Genomic DNA, 17,781 nt, shown 5'->3' with positions numbered 1-17,781 from the left:
GCGAACGGATGTTCGCTACCATCGGTGCATGCCGCTGCCCCCGATCGAGATGGACCTCCCCTTCGACTCCGGTCCCGCGCCGGTGGACGACGAGGTGCGCGCCCGCCGGCGCACCCACCTGATGGAGCTGCCCGGGATCGACGAGCCCACCGCCGCCCGCCTGGTCGGCGCCTTTCCCACCCTCGGTTCGGTCTACGCCGCCTCCGAGGAGCGCCTGCGCGAGGTGGTGGGCAGCGTCGCCGCGGCCCGCATCCGCTGGTTCCTCGACGCTCCCCTGAGCCTCCCCACCGGCCGCACCCGGCGACCGCGCTGGCGCTCGGCGGCCTGACCGGCACCTCGGCCCTCACGAAACAGGGGTACTGCGCGGGTATGATCGCGCACAGGGGGGCCGCACTTTTTCTCCGATCATCGGGGCGAGCGAGCTCGCACGCGGTCGGAGGCATTGGAGGTTGTCGTCATGCTCAGGGGCCGTAAGTCGGCAAGCGCTCTCGCCGACGGCGCGCGCGAGCGCGGATCCGACATCGCCGAGGGTTTCGGCTCGGCTGCCGGCGAGGTCGGCAGCAAGGCCGCTGAGACCGTGAGTGACCTGGCCGAGAAGGCCACCGGGCTGGCCCGGGAGGCCCAGAAGGCGGCCACCCCGGTGATCCGCAGCGCCATGGTGACCGCGGCCGGCCGGGCCCGCTCCGCGCAGAAGACCGCCACCCCGGTGGTGCGCAGCGCCGCCGCGACGGCCGCCGAGGCGCTGAGCGACGCCGCCGAGCACGCCGCCGAGGTGCTCTCCGAGACCGCCGGACGCCTGGCCCAGCCCGCGGAGGAACTGCAGCTCAGCGCCCGTGAGCGGCTCGCCGACGCCAGCGAGCAGCTGGCGAGGAGCATCCGGCCGCGCCGCCGCCGCCGGCTTCGCGCGGTGCTCATCGGCACCGGCATCGTGGGCGTCGCCGCCGGGGTGATGATCTCCCCGCTCGGCGCCCGCCTGCGCAGCCTTGTCGGCCTCGGCGGCGCGGCTCCCGAGCCCACCCCGATGACCGCGGGCATCGTGCTGCCGGGCGACCCCGCGCCCACCCCCGAGAATGCCGGCGAGTCGATCGAGACCGGTGAGCCGGGCGCCAACGGCGACCGCGTGCTCAGCGCCGGCCGCACCGCCCGGACGACCGCGAAGAGCGAGTAACCGCCGCGCGTGGGTGGCGGGTGTCCCGGCTAGAGGACGCCCGCCATCCGCAGCGCGTTCATCAGCGGCGCGTGCAGGCTGATGATCGCCAGGACGCCGAGGATCATGCGGCGGCGCCGGGGGCCGATCAGGGTCAGCGCGGCGGTGAGAACCGCGATGCCGAGCAGCAGCTTGACCGCGAAGGCCAGGCCGGGGTGCGCGGTCAACGGGCCGGCGAAGATCGGGTTGGCCTCGGCGAAGCGGCCGCTGCTCAGGGCCACGTGGGTGGTCACCGCGTCGAGCAGCTGGCCGACCATGAAGGCCACCGCGATGATGCGCACCACCGGGTCGGCGAGCGAGCCCAGGTGGGAGGCGGCGACAGCCACGCGCAGCGGCTGCGCGGTTGTCTCCTGGACGGCCATCTCGCGCTCCTCCTGATCGGGGCTCGGTACCGCCGGCGGCGGTGCCGGGCTGCATCGGTGGTCTGAGGGTGTAACGACGACGTGACGTGAACAATTGCGGCGATCATCGGCGAGGAAGGATGGGTCGGGTACACTCGCCGTCCCATGCCCGATGATCGCCCCCGCGGCCGCCCCCCCTTCGCCCCGCAGCGTCCCCGTCCCGCCGGCGCACCTCCGTTCGCGCCGCGCGGCCCCGGCGGCCCGCCCTTCGCCCCCCGTCCCGGTGGCGCACCCTTCACCCCCCGCCCCGGGGGCGCGCCCTTCACACCACGCCCGGGAGGCGCGCCGCCCCCCTCTGCACCGCGCCCGGCGGCCGAGCAGCTGCACACCGTGCGGCTGCGCGACGGCGAGCGCGAGGTCGAGGTGAGCGGCTCGGCCGGATTCGTCCGGCAGCTGCTCGACGACCTGCCCGCGCTCCTGGGCCGGCTGCGCGCCGAGCCCGCGCCGTCCCGCCCCGCCTCCATCTCCATGCCTCCCCCGCCCACCCTGCCCGCGGTGGTGGCGGCGCCGGCCACACCCGAGGCGGTCGAGCACGGCGCCGACGCGCCGGGCGTGGTGGAGCCGCCGGTCGAGGTCGAGACCCCCGAGCCGGCCACCAACGGCCACGGCCCCGTGGACGCGCTCACCCGCCAGGTGCTCGGCATCATGCGCAAGAGCGGACGGCCGGTGAGCATCGCCGAGATCCGCCAGCGCCTCGCCGACCCGGTGAGCGGCCAGCAGGTGCGCCGGGTCCTGGAGCGGGCGTCGGAGAGGGTGGTCAACACCGGCGGCAGGCCGGCCGAGTACCGGCTCCGCTAGCCCGCGGGGCGCGTGCTGACCCTGGCGGCCCTCCCGTGGGTGGCCGCCCACCGCGACCCCGAGGCGGCGCTGCTCCGCCTCGAGGGGGCCGTCCTCACCGCGTCCGCCCTCGACCGCGCCGCCGCCGGGGTCGCCGCCTGGCTGGAGCGCGAGGGGGCCGGCGCCGGCCACCGGGTCGCGGTGCTCTGTGGCAACGGCCTCGCCTTCCCTCCGCTCTACTACGGCGCCCTGCGCCGTGGCTGCGTGGTCGCACCCGTGTCCACCAGCTCGCCGCCCGCCGAGGTCGCCCGGGCGCTGCGCGCGATGCGCGCCCGGGTGGTCGCCTGCGACCCGGACAACGCCGGGGCCGCCGCCGCCGCCCTCGAGCTGGCGGGCACCGGCGCCCGCCGGCTGGTGGTCGTCGAGACCCCCGGGGGCGCGCCGCCGGGCCGGGACAGCCTCGACCTCGCCACCCTCGTCGAGCACCCGCCCGCCGACCCGCCGCCGCTGCCGGCGGGCACCCCGGCGGTGATCCTCGCCACCTCCGGTACCACCGGCACCCCGCGCCGCGTACTCCACTCCCACGCCGGCCTGCTGCTCAATGCCGGCGCGGTGGCCGCCGAGATGCTCGGCCTCTCCCCCGCCGACGTCCAGCTCGGCGCCCTGCCGCTGGCCCACAGCTTCGGGATGAGCGCGGTCCTCAACGCGTCGCTGCTGGCCGGCGCCGCGGTGCGGCTGCTCCGCCGTCCGGCCGTCGCCGAGGTGCAGCGGCTGCTCGCCGGCGGCGAGGTGACCGTCGTCCAGGCGGTGCCCACCCTGCTCGCCCGCCTCGCCGAGGCCTCGACCACGCCCTGGACCGGGGTGCGCCTCTGCGTGGTCAGCGGCGCGCCGCTCCCCGAGGGGCTGCCGGCGCGGCTCCACCGCTGCCTCGACGGCCGGCTGCTCGAGCGCTACGGCATGACCGAGGTCTCGCCGCTGACGGTGCGCGAGGTGCCCGCGGACGGCGGCGAGCCGGGGGACGTCGGCCTCCCCCTCCGCGGGGTCGTGGTGCGGGTCGCCGGGGGCGGCGCCGAGGGCGAGCTCGAGGCGGCGGCGCCCTCGATGTTCCTCGGCTACGACCGCGACCGCCGCGCCACCGCCGAGGTTCTCCGCGGCGGCCTCCTCCGCACCGGCGACCTCGGACGGGTCGGCGCCGGCGGCCGGGTGACGGTCACCGGCCGGCTCAAGGAGGTGATCGTGCGCGGGGGCAACAACGTCGCCGCGCGCGAGGTCGAGCGGCTGCTCGAGTCGCATCCCGCGGTGGCCGAGGCGGCGGTGCTGGGGATACCCGACCCCGACCTCGGCGAGGAGGTGGCGGCGGCGCTGGTGCTGCGTCCACGGAGCGCGGGCGACCCGGTCGCCGACCTCGAGCGGCTCTGCCGCGAGCAGCTCGCCGAGTACAAGCGGCCGCGGCTCTGGCACGTGCTCGACAGCCTTCCCCGCACCGCCTCGGGGAAGGTGCGCAAGGGTGAGCTGCGCGAGCTGCTCCTGCTGCGATCGCCCCGCTGAGCCCGGGAACCACGCACCCTCCAAAGACACCACAAGTTTCAGGGCCAACGAGCGTTGTACGAGACGGTTCCCGCACTGGGCTGACACCACGTCCGGGGGCCGCCCACCCCTCCTCCTCGGTGGGCGGCCCCTTCTCTCGGGTCCGCGCGCGACCACGCGGCGCTGCGGTGCGTTGGCGATACCATGCCGCGCGTGACCGCGCATCCACGGCCCTCGGCGCGGCCGCCACGCACCCTCCGGGGCAACCGCTCCTGCGAGCTTCCCGATGTGGCGCTCGTCGACGCCGGCACCGACGCGCTGGTTGCGGCGCTGCTCTGCCGGGTGGGCGAGGACCTCACCCGCGAGGGCCTGCGCAACACCCCGGAGCGGGTGGCGCGCAGCCTCGACTTCCTCACCAGCGGCTATCGCCAGGACGTCCACGGCGTGGTCAACGGCGCCGTCTTCGCCGAGCCCTACTCGGAGATGGTGCTGGTGAAGGACATCGAGGTGTACAGCCTCTGCGAGCACCACCTGCTGCCCTTCTTCGGCAGGGCGCACGTCGCCTACATCCCCGACGGCCGGATCATCGGGCTGAGCAAGCTGCCCCGCCTCGTCGAGGTGTTCGCGCGACGGCTGCAGGTGCAGGAGCGGCTCACCACCGAGATCGCCGAGGCGGTCGACGAGGTGCTCGCGCCCGCCGGGGTCGGCGTCATCATCGAGGCCGCCCACCTCTGCATGATGATGCGGGGGGTGCAGCAGCAGAACAGCCGCACCGTGACCTCGAGCATGCGGGGCGTCTTCCTCGGCGACCCGCGCACCCGCGAGGAGTTCCTCTCGCTGGTGCACAGCGACGTGCGCCGGCAGCCCTAGGGCTGGATCCGAGCGTCCTCGCCGGGCTCGCTCTGGAACATGCCGTAGAGCAGCAGCAGCGACGGCACCAGCAGCGCCGTCCCGGCGGCCAGGCACACCACCAGCGGCCGCAGCGTCGACGCCGGCGCCGCCCCCTCGTCGATGCTGAGGTGGGTGCCCAGCAGCATGGGGTACTGCGCCACCGCCCATCCCCAGAGCACCCCCACCACCGCCAGGGCGGCGCTCACCCGCACCGCCAGGTACCGCCGCATCTGCAGCAGCACCAGGGAGGCGAGGCCGAGGGCGCCGCTGGCGAAGATCAGCGGCAGCGCCGGGCCGGTGAGGCGGTCGAACATGCGGGGGGCGTCCTGGTGGAGCACCTCGATCCCACCCAGCGCGATCAGGCCCACCAGCACCCCCATCAGCAGGGCGCGCTGGCGGAAGCGCGCGGCGAGGTCGCCCTCGCCGGAGCGGCGGGCGTCGGCGCAGAGGTAGACGGCGGCGAGGTAGCTGCAGACGCCCACCGCCAGCGCCCCGCCGAGGACGCCGCTGGGGGTGAACCAGCTGTGCAGGACGTCGCCCTCGCCGATGGTCGTCGGCACCCGGCCGGAGGCGATCGCTCCGGCGGCGGTGCCGAGGAAGAACGGGGTGACCACCGAGGAGAGCGCGAAGCTGGCGCCGAACAGCCGCTGCAGCGGCAGCTCGGTCACCGACTTGCGGAACGCGAAGGCGGAGCCGCGGAGGATGACGCCGAAGGCGACCGCGGTGAGCGGGATCGACAGCGTCGCCATGACCGCCGCGAAGGCGGTGGGGAAGGCGGTCCAGACCACCACGAGGGCGAAGATCAGCCAGACGTGGTTTGCCTCCCACACCGGCCCGATGGAGTGCTCGATGCGCGCCCGCTCCCGCTTCCCCTGCTCGGCTCCGCCGGCGAGCAGGTCCCAGAGCCCGGCGCCGAAGTCGGCGCCGCCGAAGAGCACGTAGGCGGTGATCCCGACCCAGAGGAACACGAGCACGATCTGCGCCACGCGATCAGGACCTCGCCACCGGGCCCTGCCGGCGCAGCACGTAGACGGTGGACACGGTGAGCACCGTGTACACGGCGATGAGGACGAACAGGCCGACGGCCAGGCCCGGCGCGGTGTTCACCGCATCCGCGGTGCGCATCACCCGGTAGACGATCCAGGGCTGGCGTCCCACCTCGGTCGTCACCCAGCCCGCCTCCAGCGCCGCCACCGCCGCCGGCCCCGCCAGCACCGCGGCGCGGAGGAACCAGCGCGAGCGAGGCAGGTCGCGGCGCCGCCCCCAGCTCAGCCCGAGCCAGCCACCGAGGACGAGCAGCCCGGTGCCGATCCCGACCATCAGGTCGAAGGCGAGGTGGACCACGTTCACCGGCGGCCGCTGGTCGGCGGGCACGGCGTCGAGCCCGGGCACGCGGGTGTCGGTGCGCCCGGTGAGCAGCAGCGAGAGACCGTGGGGGATGGGGATCGCGTACCGCAGCTTCCCGCCGACGACCACCCCGCCGACGTGCTCGTCGGGCCCGATCTCGGTCGTCGGCTGCGCCTCCATCGCCGCCAGCTTCACCGGCTGACGCTCGGCGACGTAGCGCGCCGCGACGTCGCCGACGACGATCTGCGCCGGGGTGAACAGCGCCGCGAGGGTGAACGGGATCAGGAAGGCGGCCCGCTGCACCGGCCCGCGCCGGCCTCGGAGCAGGCCGAGCGCGTGCACCCCGGCGACGAGGTACCCCGTGACCATGATCGCGGCAAGGATCATGTGCGCCGACTGCACCGGCGTCGCCGGGTTGAACATGGCCGCGATCGGGTCGGGGTCGAGCACCCTCCCGCCCACCAGCCGGAAGCCCTGGGGGTCGTTCATCCAGGCGTTGGCGCAGACCACGAAGAACGCCGACAGGACCCCGGCCACGATCACGGGCACACCGGTGAGCAGGTGGCGCACCGGGCTCAGGCGGTTCCAGCCGTAGAGGTAGATCCCGATGAAGATCGCCTCGATGAAGAAGGCGAATCCCTCGAGTGCGAAGGGCAGCCCGAACACCGCGCCGTAGCCGCCCATCAGCTGCGGCCAGAGGATGCCCATCTCGAAGGAGAGGATCGTCCCCGAGACCGCGCCGACCGCGAAGAGCACCGCGGCGGCCTGTGACCAGCGCCGGGCGAGCTCACGGTGCACGGTGTCGCCGCGGCGCAGCCCCAGACCCTCGGCGATCAGGATGACGATCGGGAAACCGACGCCGAGGCAGGCGACGACGATGTGCCAGCCGAGCGAGAGGGCCATCTGGTACCGGGCGGCGAGCAGGTTGGAGCCGGCCCCCGCCAGCATGCTCACCCGCCCGGCCGCGGGCCGCGGATCAGCGGCTCACCGCCTCGGGCAGCGCCCCCCGCACCCGCAGGATCTCCTTGCTCATCAATCCGCCTCCTCGGGTGAACCGGTCAGCGCGTCATTGTGCCGCGCGCCATCGGGGAGGCGTGGGCGCTGCCGGACGGCGCCGGGGCCGCCCCGGCGGTGACCGACTGGCTGACCGGCGCGGAGGTGGAGGTGGCGAAGCTGGGACTGCCGCTGTAGACCGCGGTGATGGTGTGGGGCCCGGCGGCGAGGGTGCGCAGGGTCAGGGTGGCCCGGCCGCCCGCCAGTGGCCGCACCGCCAGCACGGTGGCCCCGTCCTTGAAGGTCACGCTGCCGGTGGGGGTGCCGCCGGAGGCGCTCACGGTGGCGGTGAGGGTGACCGGCACTCCGCTGCGGGAGGGATTCGCCGAGGAGGCGACCGCGGTCCTGGTGGCGGTGGTGCCGGGCGGGCTCACCGTCTGGCTGACCGCCGCCGAGCTCGACGTGGCGAAGGTGGGATCGCCACCGTAGACGGCGGTCAGGGTGTGCGGGCCGGCGGTGAGCGACGAGGTGACCAGGCTGGCCCGGCCACCCGACAGGGGACGGATCGACAGGGTGCTGTCGCCGTCGCGGAAGCTGACGCTGCCGGTGGGCGCCTTGCCGGCGCCGGTCACGGTGGCCACCAGGGTCACCGCCTGTCCCACCGTGGACGGGTTCACCGAGGAGGCGAGGGCGGTGGTCGACGCGGCGGTGCCGGCGGTCGCCACCGTCTGGGTCACCGCCGGCGCGGTCGACGCCGCGTAGGTCGAGTCGCCGCCGTACTCGGCGGTGATGGGATGGTCGCCGACGGTGAGGGTGCTGATCGTCAGGCTGGAGCGGCCGCCGGACACGGGGCGGGTGGCGAGCAGGGTGGCGCCGTCCTTGAAGTCGACCGTCCCGGTCGGGGCGCCGCCGCCGGCGCCGACGGTCGCCACCAGGGTGACCGCCTGGCCCTCCACCGAGGGATCGAGCGAGGAGCGCACCGCCGACTGTGTGGGGGTGAGCGCCGGCGCGGCCACGGCGGTCACCCAGATCGCCGAGACCGCGGCGGTGCAGAGCCCGACCGCGAGGGTCACGAGGTGGGGACGGCGGCGCGCCAGAGCGCGGCGTTGGAGCTCGCGGGGGCGTGTGGACGTGGACGTGGACATGAGGGAGCCCCTCCGGTGCTGCGACGTAGGCTGGATTGCAGCCGGTATTGTCACAAGCTCCGAGCGGACTGGCAAGGAGTGGCAGCCACTGGCAACCGGCCTGGTGAGGGCATGAGCAACGCACTGTCCTGGATCGGCGTCGCCGCGGGCGTCGTCATCATCGTGGCGACCCTCAACAGCGTCCTGATCACGATGGTCATCCCGCGGTCGACGAGTTCGTTCATCACCGGGGTGGTGGACAGAGCCGTCCACCGCGCATTCCTGCTGGCGGGCGGCCGCCTCGACGACTACACCGCCCGCGACCGCCTCTGGGCGCTGCGCGCCCCCGCCCTCCTGATGGCGCTGCTGGCGGTGTGGATCCTGCTGCTGGTGCTCGGCTTCGGCCTGATGATGTGGCCGGGGCAGGGCTCGCTCCCCGACGGGCTGCGCCTCGCCGGCTCGTCGATGTTCACCCTGGGATTCGTGGCCCCGCAGGGCGGAGCCTCGACCGCGCTGGTGTTCTGCGCGGCCGCCGGAGGGCTGGTGGTGGTCGCGCTCGAGATCGCCTATCTGCCCACCCTGTACGGCGCATTCAACCGCCGCGAGCGGCTGGTGACCATGCTGGAGTTCCTCGGCGGCGCGCCCGCATGGGGTCCGGAGGTGCTGGCCCGCCACGAGCTGATCGACAACATCAGCAAGCTCGGCTGGCTGTACGAGCAGTGGACCGACTGGGCCGCCGACGTGTCGGAGAGCCACACCACCTACCGCACGCTGGTCTATTTCCGCTCGCCGCAGCCGATGCGCTCCTGGATCATCGGCCTGCTCGCGGTGCTCGACGCCGCCGCGCTGCACCTCTCCCTCAACCCGCTCAGCGCCCCCGCGGACGCCCGCCCGCTGCTCCGGATGGGCTACGTGACGGTGCGCGAGCTGGCCCGCGACCAGCACCTCGGCTTCGACCCGGATCCGCGTCCCGAGGACCCCATCCAGCTCACCCGCGAGGACTTCGACGACGCCCTCGCCCACCTCGAGCGGGCGGGGTGGGTGCCCGAGCGCAGCGCCGACGAGGCGTGGATCCATTTCCGCGGCTGGCGGGTGAACTACGAGGAGGCCGCCTGCGCGCTCGCCGCCCATCTCGACGCCCCGCCGGCGCTCTGGTCGGGACCGCGCCGGCATCGCGGCGTCGCCGTGGCCCCCGGCCGCCCCGCCCACCGGGTGCCCAAGGAGGTGGAGAGGCTGCGCACCGCCACCGCCGAGCGCCGCGCGGCGCGGCCGGGCGTCGCGGCGTCGGAGACCCCGGCGGAGCCCGACTGACCGGTCGGGGGGCTGGCGCACCCGCCGGGGATGGGGTAGGGTTCGCAGCCGGGCCCGACGACGCCCGCCGACCCTTCCCCTCCACGTCCATGCACCTCCCGGCGACGACGCCTCCCGCTCCCGTCCGCGTCCTCCGCCTGCTCGGCGTGCTGCTCGCGCTGAGCACGGCCCTGGGCGTCTGGTTCGCCGTCCACACCCCGGTGCGCGCCGCCGCCGCCGCCCACTACCCGGCGCAGGCGGTCGGCAACGACATCTCCTTCCCGCAGTGCGGCCACAGCTACCCCGACGACCCGGCGTTCGGCATCGTCGGCATCACCGGGGGACGCGCGTTCACCGGCAACCCATGCTTCGCGTCGGAGTTCGCCTGGGCGCGCCGGGCGGGATCCCACGCCTCGGTGTACCTCAACGTCAACTACGCGCGCCCGGAGTACCAGAGCTTCGGTGCCCACGCGCTGCAGGGTCCTGCGGGCGCCTGCGAGCCCGCCCAGAACCCGTGCACCGCCTACAACTACGGGTGGAACGCGGCTGCCGACGCGGTCGCCCGCGCCGCCGACGCCGGCGCCGAGCCGGCGATGTGGTGGCTCGACGTCGAGACCGTCAACTACTGGGCCGATTCGCCCCGCCTCGCCCTCAACGCCCGGGTCATCGAGGCGGCGCTCGACATGCTCCGGTCGCGCGGCATGAGCGCGGGCATCTACTCGATCAACGAGATGTGGGCACGGATCCCCGGACGGGACTACCGGCCCGGGGTGCCGGTCTGGTACGCGGAGACCGATCCCGCCGCCGGATATCCGAGCGCTCCGCACTACTGCGACCCCGCCTACGCCTTCACCGGTGGCGCGGTCTGGCTGGTGCAGTGGAGCGACAGCGTCGACCACGACTACGCCTGCCGGGTCACCGCCCCACCGCCGCCGCCGCCGGCTCCGGGCGGATGCCTTCTGCCCAAGCCGGTGCCGGTGTGCCTGGTCCAGAGCGCCCCGAGCCCGCTGCCCCAGCCGCATCGCGAGCCCTGACGGACGCGGAAGGGCCCGGGACGCATCCGCGCCCCGGGCCCGGGAACAGGGGTCAGCCTTGGGAAGAAAAGGTCACTCGTAGGTGGTGGTGCGGACGTGACGCTCGGTCGTGTCCGCGTAGGCGTCGCTCCGCGGCGCCGTGGTGATGCGCACCAGCTTCACCACCAGGTAGGCGGCGATGAGGTAGACGAGCATCCCGATCAGCGAGCCGATCTCGACCACGTTCGCCCGGCTCACGTAGTCGGCGGTGATGCCACGGAACGGCGCCACCAGCGGGGCGCTGAGCCCGTAGATGAAGGAGACGAAGCCGGTGTCGTTGGCCGCTGCCGCGCGGAAGACGACGCGCAGGCCGACGATCGCCTCGACGAGTCCGAGCACGAACCAGACGGTCTGCACCACCCGGAAGGACGGGTCGCCCGACACCACGGTGCGGCGGCGCGCCATCACCGGTCTGCCGGAGATGTGGGCCTCGTCGCGCTCCTCGGCGACGATCGGCGGTTCGGTCATAGCCATGTGGATCTCCTCTCGAGCGGCCGTCGCGGCCGCCGTAAGCCCCCTGCTCTCTGATCAACGCCCTCTCGGGCTGACTGATGACGTTATATCAGTGATATCAGAAGCAGTCAAGACACAGGGACGTGTTCGTGGCTTTTGGGGGTTTCGCGGGTTCCCGAGGAGGAGCTGCCTACTCGCTCTTGGCGTAGGAGCGGAAGCGCCGCACGATCTCGGGAATGAGGTTGACCGCCACCCGCGGGTGGGCGATGAGGAAGTCTCGGAAGGTGGCGTTGGGCAGGACCAGGCAGCGGAGCATGGTCCCGGCGCGGACGGTCGCGGTGCGCGGCCCGCCGTCGAGGGCGCTCACCTCGCCGAAGAAGTCGCCGGGCCCCAGCTCGGCGACCAGGATGCCATCGGCCTCCACCGTGGCCCTGCCGTCGAGGATGAAGAAGAACTCCAGCCCGGTGCGGTGCTCGTGGAGCACGCCGTGCTCGGGGAGGAAGGTGGTCTCGTCGAAGGTCCCGGCGATCTCCTGGAGCTCCTGCTTGGAGATCCCCGCGAAGAGCGGCGAGCGCGCCAGCGCGGGTACGACGTCGTCCCGAGCCCTCATTCCCTGGTCTCCGCCCCCGTCATCTCCTGGAGCCTCCGGGTCACCGGACGGCCTCGACATGATAGTCGAGGCCCTCAGCCACCCTCCTCCGCCCGCGGACCGCGGAGGCGGTGGAGGTCCACCCGGCCGGGGACGTCGCGCAGGTGGTGGCGGGGCAGCCGGGTCCACCGGTACCCGGCGGCGGTGGCGTCGCAGAGCGCCGAGTCGCCGACGATGGTGCCGGCCCGGGCGACGTCGGCGATGCGGCTGGCGAGGTTGACGGTGTGCCCGAACCAGTCGCCCGCACGCGGCACCGCCGGCCCGAAGGCGGCGCCGGCATGCAGGCGGGGCAGCGCCTCGCCCTCGGCCTCGACCGCCGCGCAGAGCCGGAGCAGGGAGTCGAGGAGCGCGGCGGGGTCGGGTGACACCAGCATCGCGGCGTCGCCGAGGTACTTGACCGGTCGCACCGGCGGGGCCACCGTGGCGGCGGTGAGCGCCGCCAGCCGGCCCGCCACCCGTCCCACCTCGTCGGCTGGGACCCGCGCCCCCAGCCGGGTGAAGCCGGACAGGTCGGCGAAGGCGACCGCCACCTGTTCGACCCCCGGCCCGCCCCCGGTGGCGATCCGGGACCGGCTGAGCACCTCCGAGCGGATCGCCTGGCGGAGATGCTGGGTGAGGTGGTGCTCGAGGGTCTGGCCGAGGAGGGGGCGCAGCTCCTCGGCGACGGCGCGGTAGCGGCGGGCGACGTCGAGCTCGGTGTCGCCGGCGTGCAGGAACGTCTCCCCCACCATCCGCACCACCGTCTGGGCGAGCGCGGGGAGCCACTGCCCGGCGATCCGGGCGATCTCGAGCAGCCCGTCGGGGGGGAGCCCCGCCTCCACCACCCGTGCGAGGACGCGCGCCGCCGCCACGTCCTCCTCGCCGGCCACCGGCAGCTCCGCCGAGGGGAGGGTGAGGCCGAGCGCGGTCGCGTAGGCGCGCAGCAGGTGCTCGTCGACGCCGGCGCGCTCGGCGACCTCGTCGAGCCTGTACCCACCGCGGCCGCCCAGGGCGAGCTCGGCGGGGAGCAGGGCGAGGCGGTTCTCGGCGGCGGCGGCGGTCAGCTCCTCCGGGGTGGCGCCCTGGCGGGTGAGCTCGTCGAGCAGCTCGATGCGGATCCGGCGCTCGGACTCCGAGAGGCCGTCGAGCAGCGCCGCGTCCTCCCAACGGCCCGGGTCGCCGGGATCCGGATCGAGGCCGGCCCCGGTGTCCTCGCTCAGCAGTGACCGGCGCCGTGCACCGCCGCCGCCGCATCGAGGCGCGGCACCCCTCCCCCGCCTCCGCGCGCGGTGGAGAGGATGCGCTGCCGCGCCTGGGAGGAGTTCAGCCCGCAGGCGATCAGCAGCGCGAGCACGCCGGCGACGTGCGGTGCGGCGAAGGACGTTCCCTGCTCGGCCTTGTAGCCGCCGTTGGTGAGCGCGGTGGAGAGCACCTGGCCCTTGGCGTGCGGGCCGCTGGTCGACTGCCCGCTGTCGCCGCCCGGGGCGTAGATGTTCACCCCGCCGCCGCTGGTCGAGTAGGGGGCGACCGAGGCGTTGGGGCCGAGAGCACCGGTGATGAGCGCGACGTCGGTGATCGAGTCGTAGTCGCTGAACGGCAGCGAGCTGTTGCCGGCCGCGAGCGCGACCGCGACCCCGCTCTGGGCGGCGGCCCGCACCGCGTCGGGGATGCCGCTGCCGGCGAGCAGCGGCGCCAGCGGGATGTCCGAGCCGAGGCTGATGTTGATGACCTTCGCGCCCCGGGTCACCGCGTACCTGATGGCGGCGGCGACGTCGGCATCGCAGCCCTTGCCCGCCTTGTCGATCACCTTGATGATCAGCGCCCTGGCGTCGGGTGCGACCGAGGCGATGCCGGTGCCGTTGTTGGTGTTGGCGACCATCAGCCCGGTGGTCATGGTGCCGTGGCCGACGTCGTCCTGCACCGAGGCCTGGTCGGAGGCCTGCAGGCTCCCGTCGCACTTCGTGAAGCGGCCGCCGGGGACGAGACGGCCGGCCAGGTCGGGATGGGCGAAGTCGGCGCCGGTGTCGATGTCGGCGATCAGCACGCCGGTGCCGGTGCTCGCCGTCCAGGCGCCGGGCGCGTCGATGCTCGCCGGCTGCCCGGTGAGCGGCCATTGGTCGTGCTGGACGAAGTAGGGATCGTTGGGGGTGGCGGTTCCCGCCGCCTGCGCCGGCGCGGCGGCCGTGACCGCGAGGACGGTGGCGCAGCCGCAGAGCAGCCACAGCCGGCGCACCCGCCGCGCCGGCGGCTGGGCGTGGGGGGCGCCGTCCCGCCCGCGACCGTCGCACCCGTGCATGAGACCGAATCCTACGCCCCGGGGGCGTGGCGTGCCCAGGGCCTCTCATCGCGCGTGTACGAACTCATGTTCTGCTACAATCCTGTGGTGCTCAGAACCGCTCCCGAGCTGGCCGCACCCACTCCCCTCGAGCTGCTCGCGCAGGCGGTGGCGGCGCTGCGGGGAGAGTGCGTCGAGGGTCTCCCAGCGACCGCGCTCAGCGATCGGATCGTCGCCCTGACCGTGGCTGTGGACGCGCTGAGGGGCGACCGCGCCCGCTGCGTGGCGGGCTTCGAGCGGCTGCGCGGACACCGCGACCAGGGAGCAGCCTCGATGGTCGCCTGGGCGACCGCGCGCTGCCGGATGTCGCCCGGTGCTGCGGCGGAGATGGTGGGCACCGCTCGCCGGCTGGAGGAGCTCCCGCTGACCTCCGCGGCGCTGCGGGATGGCGAGCTCGGCTACCAGCACGCCTCGCTGATGGCTCGCACCGCGGCTGATGTCGGGGACGATGCGGTGCGCGAGGCGGAGGCCGACCTCCTGATCCACGCCCGCCGGTTCGACGTCCGGGAGTTCGCCTATCTGACCCGCCGGTTCCGCGAGTGCGTCGACGCCGGCGGTGCGCTCCGCGACGCCAACCGCGACCACGAGCGCAACCGCGTGCACCTCAGCCAGACCCTGGACGGCAGGTACCGCCTCGACGGCGACCTCGACGCCGAGGCCGGCGCCACCCTGACGACCGCGATCGGCCGGTACATGCGACCGCTGCCCGGCGACGGGCGCTCCGCAGGCCAGCGCCGTGCCGCCGCCCTCGTCGAGCTCTGCCACCGTGACCTCACCCACAACGAACGTCCCCAGGTGGCGGGCCAGCGCCCGCACCTCTCGGTGACGGTGCCGCTCGCCACCCTCCGCGGCGAGCCCGGCTGGCCCGGCGGGGACCTGCGCTGGGCCGGCCCGGTGGTCGCGGACACCGCGCGCCGGCTCGCCTGCGACGCGGTGCGCACCGACGTGACCGTCGGAGCCCAGGGCGAGGTGCTGGCGGTGAGCCCGCCGTCCCCCACCGTGTCGCCGTGGCTGCGGCAGTGGCTGCAGGAGCGGGACCGGGGCTGCCGGTTCCCCGACTGCGACCGTCCCCCGGAGTGGACCGAGGCCCATCACATCGTGCCGCGTGAGGAGCACGGCCCGTCGACGCTGCCCAACCTCGTCCTGCTCTGCCGGGTGCACCATCGCCTCGTCCACGAGGGAGGGTGGCGGGTGCGCCGCGGACCGGACGGAGAGCTGGGGGTGGAGCCACCGTGAGCGAGGGTCGGCTAGAGTGCAGCCCCGCGCGGGCGGGTAGCTCAGCCGGTTAGAGCGAGGGGCTCATAACCCTTGGGTCGCAGGTTCGAATCCTGCCCCGCCCATCTCAGAAATCACCCTCAAGCCGACGGCTGTGTATCAGTTTAGTATCATTCGAGGATGGCACGAGGGCGGCGGGGAAACCGGGAGGGGAGCATCTGCCAGATCGCCGACGGGCGCTGGCTGGCGCAGGTCACCATGCCCGACGGGCGCCGACGTCGCTGGTACGGCCGCACCCGTGCCGCCGCGCACGACAAGCTGGTCGCCGCGCTCACCGAGGTCGGTCGGGGCGTCGTGGCGGCGGCCCCGGCTGAGCTGACGCTCGCCGACTACCTCACCGGCTGGCTCATGGACGTCAAGCCATCGCTGCGGCCGTCAGCGTGGGGGGCCTACGAGCGGCATCTCAGAAACCACGCCCTCCCCACCCTCGGCCGCAAGCGCCTGGTGAGACTGGAGCCCACCGACCTCCGCGCCCTGTACCGGCGGCTCGTGGATGGCGGCCTCTCGCCCACCACCGTGCGGCACGTTCACGGCGTCCTTCGGCGCGCGCTGGGTCAGGCCGCACGTGACGGCCTGGTCGCTCGCAACGTCGCCGCGCTCGTGACGCCGCCACGACGTGCCGAGCCCGGACGCAACGTTCTCGACCCCGACCAGGCGCGCGCGTTCCTCGAGGCCGCGAGGGGCGACCGCCTCGAAGCCCTGTACGTCCTCGCCGTCACGACCGGGATGCGCGAGGGCGAGCTGCTCGCGCTTCGCTGGGCGGATGTCGACCTGTCCGCCGGCGTGGTTTCTGTCCGGGGGACCAAGACCGCGGGGAGCCGGCGTCAGGTCGCTCTAACCAACCTCGCGGTCGCGGCACTGCGTCATCGACGCGAGGCGGCCGCTGTCGAGGCGGGAATCATCGGCAACCCGGGCGACCTTGTCTTCCCGTCGACGGCTGGCACCCCGATCCTGGCGTCGAACCTGATACGTCGTTCCTTCGCTCCTCTGCTCGGCCGCGCCGCACTGCCGCGCATCCGCTTCCACGACCTGCGGCACACGGCGGCGACGCTCATGCTGGGTCGCGGCGTGCACCCGAAGATCGTGTCGGAGATGCTGGGTCACGCGACCATCGCGATCACCCTGGACCTCTACTCGCACGTCACCCCGACCATGCAGGCCGGCGCGGCCGCAGAGCTGGACGCCCTGCTGCGTTAGGCGGCCGGCAGCTCCCGGGCAGCCAGCCATCGGTCAAGACTCTCCGGCCGCACGCGCACGACCCGCCCCAACCGAACAACCGGCAGCGAGCCGCAGCGAGCCAGCGTGCGGACATGCGAGTACGAAATACCGATGATGACCGCGGCCTCGCGCAGCGTCATCGTGGGTGCGGGTGCCGAGCCGGCGACTGGAACGGCGGTGTCCTCCACCTGTTCAGGCATGCAGCCGCTGCTCCCGCTTGACGGTCACGACGTCCTCGAACGTCTTCCCCTTCCCGGCCAGGTAGGCCTGCACCTCGGGCACCACGTCGTCCAGCACCTCCTCCAGGTCGTCCTCGTCGTCGCACGCGGCCAGCGACGTCGCGTAGCCGACAAAACCGCGCAGCAGCCGCAGCCGGCTCGCAGCCTCCTTGCGCTCGCGGACCAGCTCCGAGCACGGCGAGCCGAGCGCGGTCTCACGCAGCACCGTCCATACCGGCGCCTCCGGCCACCGAGATCGGTTGGTGTCCGCGGTCGGCTCGCGGAGCGAGATCCATGTCATGCCGTACTCCCACAGCGCCTGGCGGGCGTCGAGCACGTCGGCGACGGTTCGCAGCCCCAGCGTCTTGAGCGCCGGTCGGCGGAACTGGAGCTCCACTCGCCACACCGGCTCGTCGGGGTCGGCGACCTCCCAGATGGCCTGGGGCCAGTCCTCGCCCCGGACCTTCAGCTCCAGCGTCTTGTCGTAGATGCGCGCCACGATCGCGCCCCGGCCAAAGACGAACCCCGATAGCCGGCGGCCCCGGGTGTGCATCTGACGGGCGGTCTCGAACTCGGTCTTGCGCTGGGCCCGAGTGACGAACCGGGGGAAGTCCTCGCGTTGCGGCTGCCATCCCTGGCTGTCCACGTAAAGGTCGACCCGCGACGCCGTCAGCGAGGCCCCGAGGCGGGGAGGGGTGGCCGGAGGGATCGGGTCCGGGTCCCACTCGTCGGGCCCCGGCCAGTCCCTCTCGCGATCGCGCATGCGCTCGGGCTCGCGCAGCAGGGCGGCACGCGTCTCCTCCAGCTCCTCGACCGCAATCTCGACGCCAACCCGGTGGAGGTGCGACGCCTGCAGCCAGAGGTACAGGGCCGGGAGCGAGCGCCCTTCACCGATGCACACGTCCATCGCCGGCGAGGTGGCCCAGATGGTGTACCCGCGGTACCCATGGGGACGCACCAGGAACGCCCTCCCGGCTCCCGGGGGCTCCCACACCACCGCTTGCTCCCCCGCGGCCGCGGCCGC

The 17,781-nt window shown here is 74.1% G+C and carries 19 protein-coding genes and 1 tRNA gene; 10 read left to right on the top strand and 10 right to left on the bottom strand.

The features are described from left to right. The first annotated feature begins 28 nt into the window (after nucleotides 1-28). On the top strand, nucleotides 29-328 hold the full coding sequence (locus VGL20_15265; protein HEY2705041.1) for a hypothetical protein: 300 nt from the start codon (nucleotides 29-31) through the stop codon (nucleotides 326-328). Nucleotides 329-457: 129 nt separating this feature from the next. Next, nucleotides 458-1,168, top strand: coding sequence for a hypothetical protein (locus tag VGL20_15260; GenBank protein ID HEY2705040.1), 711 nt, complete (start codon nucleotides 458-460; stop codon nucleotides 1,166-1,168). Nucleotides 1,169-1,197: 29 nt separating this feature from the next. Here VGL20_15260 and VGL20_15255 read toward each other — a convergent pair whose 3' ends face one another. Further along, a complete protein-coding gene (locus tag VGL20_15255) occupies nucleotides 1,198-1,569 on the bottom strand; it encodes a DUF5658 family protein (GenBank protein HEY2705039.1) in 372 nt (123 codons plus the stop codon). Between the two features lie 144 nt (nucleotides 1,570-1,713). On the opposite strand from VGL20_15255, the gene VGL20_15250 reads away from it, so the two are divergent. From VGL20_15250 to folE, 3 genes are all read left to right on the top strand, one after another. Beyond that, on the top strand, nucleotides 1,714-2,406 hold the full coding sequence (locus VGL20_15250; protein HEY2705038.1) for a hypothetical protein: 693 nt from the start codon (nucleotides 1,714-1,716) through the stop codon (nucleotides 2,404-2,406). A gap of 12 nt (nucleotides 2,407-2,418) precedes the next feature. Next, nucleotides 2,419-3,933 (top strand): class I adenylate-forming enzyme family protein, encoded by a 1,515-nt coding sequence (locus VGL20_15245; GenBank protein ID HEY2705037.1) that lies wholly within the window; start codon nucleotides 2,419-2,421, stop codon nucleotides 3,931-3,933. A gap of 267 nt (nucleotides 3,934-4,200) precedes the next feature. Further along, nucleotides 4,201-4,782, top strand: coding sequence for a GTP cyclohydrolase I FolE (gene folE / locus VGL20_15240; GenBank protein HEY2705036.1), 582 nt, complete (start codon nucleotides 4,201-4,203; stop codon nucleotides 4,780-4,782). On the opposite strand, the gene VGL20_15235 is transcribed toward folE, so the two are convergent. The 3 genes from VGL20_15235 to VGL20_15225 all read right to left on the bottom strand — a co-directional run bounded on the left by VGL20_15235 (nucleotide 4,779) and on the right by VGL20_15225 (nucleotide 8,288). Beyond that, nucleotides 4,779-5,789 carry a cytochrome d ubiquinol oxidase subunit II gene (locus VGL20_15235; GenBank protein ID HEY2705035.1) on the bottom strand — a complete coding sequence of 337 codons (1,011 nt, stop codon included), beginning with the start codon at nucleotides 5,787-5,789 and terminating at the stop codon, nucleotides 4,779-4,781. The two genes, folE and VGL20_15235, sit on opposite strands and share 4 nt — an antisense overlap. 4 nt (nucleotides 5,790-5,793) lie before the next feature. Continuing rightward, the gene (locus VGL20_15230) at nucleotides 5,794-7,098 is read right to left on the bottom strand and encodes a cytochrome ubiquinol oxidase subunit I (GenBank protein ID HEY2705034.1); all 1,305 of its coding nucleotides are present in this window, start codon (nucleotides 7,096-7,098) and stop codon (nucleotides 5,794-5,796) included. Nucleotides 7,099-7,208: 110 nt separating this feature from the next. Then, nucleotides 7,209-8,288 carry an Ig-like domain-containing protein gene (locus tag VGL20_15225; protein ID HEY2705033.1) on the bottom strand — a complete coding sequence of 360 codons (1,080 nt, stop codon included), beginning with the start codon at nucleotides 8,286-8,288 and terminating at the stop codon, nucleotides 7,209-7,211. Between the two features lie 111 nt (nucleotides 8,289-8,399). On the opposite strand from VGL20_15225, the gene VGL20_15220 reads away from it, so the two are divergent. After that, nucleotides 8,400-9,578, top strand: a complete 1,179-nt coding sequence (locus VGL20_15220) for a hypothetical protein (GenBank protein ID HEY2705032.1) — start codon at nucleotides 8,400-8,402, stop codon at nucleotides 9,576-9,578. Nucleotides 9,579-9,667: 89 nt separating this feature from the next. Beyond that, nucleotides 9,668-10,591 (top strand): hypothetical protein, encoded by a 924-nt coding sequence (locus VGL20_15215; GenBank protein HEY2705031.1) that lies wholly within the window; start codon nucleotides 9,668-9,670, stop codon nucleotides 10,589-10,591. Between the two features lie 72 nt (nucleotides 10,592-10,663). Here the strand turns inward: VGL20_15215 and VGL20_15210 are convergent, their stop codons facing one another. The 4 genes from VGL20_15210 to VGL20_15195 form a co-directional block, all read right to left on the bottom strand. Next, nucleotides 10,664-11,104, bottom strand: a complete 441-nt coding sequence (locus tag VGL20_15210) for a hypothetical protein (protein ID HEY2705030.1) — start codon at nucleotides 11,102-11,104, stop codon at nucleotides 10,664-10,666. Nucleotides 11,105-11,273: 169 nt separating this feature from the next. Continuing rightward, nucleotides 11,274-11,693, bottom strand: coding sequence for a cyclic nucleotide-binding domain-containing protein (locus tag VGL20_15205; GenBank protein HEY2705029.1), 420 nt, complete (start codon nucleotides 11,691-11,693; stop codon nucleotides 11,274-11,276). Nucleotides 11,694-11,767: 74 nt separating this feature from the next. Beyond that, entirely contained in the window at nucleotides 11,768-12,817 is a 1,050-nt protein-coding gene (locus VGL20_15200; protein HEY2705028.1) for an adenylate cyclase regulatory domain-containing protein, read from the bottom strand. Between the two features lie 110 nt (nucleotides 12,818-12,927). Further along, nucleotides 12,928-14,007 (bottom strand): S8 family serine peptidase, encoded by a 1,080-nt coding sequence (locus VGL20_15195; protein HEY2705027.1) that lies wholly within the window; start codon nucleotides 14,005-14,007, stop codon nucleotides 12,928-12,930. 87 nt (nucleotides 14,008-14,094) lie between these two features. On the opposite strand from VGL20_15195, the gene VGL20_15190 reads away from it, so the two are divergent. The 3 genes from VGL20_15190 to VGL20_15180 all read left to right on the top strand — a co-directional run bounded on the left by VGL20_15190 (nucleotide 14,095) and on the right by VGL20_15180 (nucleotide 16,518). After that, nucleotides 14,095-15,282: a DUF222 domain-containing protein gene (locus VGL20_15190; GenBank protein ID HEY2705026.1), complete on the top strand. Its 1,188-nt coding sequence runs from the start codon at nucleotides 14,095-14,097 to the stop codon at nucleotides 15,280-15,282. Nucleotides 15,283-15,312: 30 nt separating this feature from the next. Next, nucleotides 15,313-15,386, top strand: a tRNA-Ile gene (locus tag VGL20_15185). A gap of 55 nt (nucleotides 15,387-15,441) precedes the next feature. Further along, nucleotides 15,442-16,518, top strand: a complete 1,077-nt coding sequence (locus VGL20_15180) for a tyrosine-type recombinase/integrase (protein ID HEY2705025.1) — start codon at nucleotides 15,442-15,444, stop codon at nucleotides 16,516-16,518. Here the strand turns inward: VGL20_15180 and VGL20_15175 are convergent. Both VGL20_15175 and VGL20_15170 read right to left on the bottom strand, forming a co-directional pair. After that, the gene (locus VGL20_15175; GenBank protein ID HEY2705024.1) at nucleotides 16,515-16,739 is read right to left on the bottom strand and encodes an excisionase family DNA-binding protein; all 225 of its coding nucleotides are present in this window, start codon (nucleotides 16,737-16,739) and stop codon (nucleotides 16,515-16,517) included. The two genes, VGL20_15180 and VGL20_15175, sit on opposite strands and share 4 nt — an antisense overlap. Then, a partial coding sequence (locus VGL20_15170; protein HEY2705023.1) for a hypothetical protein occupies nucleotides 16,732-17,781 on the bottom strand: 1,050 nt, incomplete at its 5' end. The genes VGL20_15175 and VGL20_15170, both read right to left, overlap by 8 nt.

This window comes from Candidatus Dormiibacterota bacterium (assembly GCA_036495095.1).
GTDB lineage: Bacteria > Chloroflexota > Dormibacteria > Aeolococcales > Aeolococcaceae > CF-96.
The sequence above is the reverse complement of the archived record's forward strand: the minus strand, read 5'-3'. Positions and strand labels throughout refer to the sequence as shown.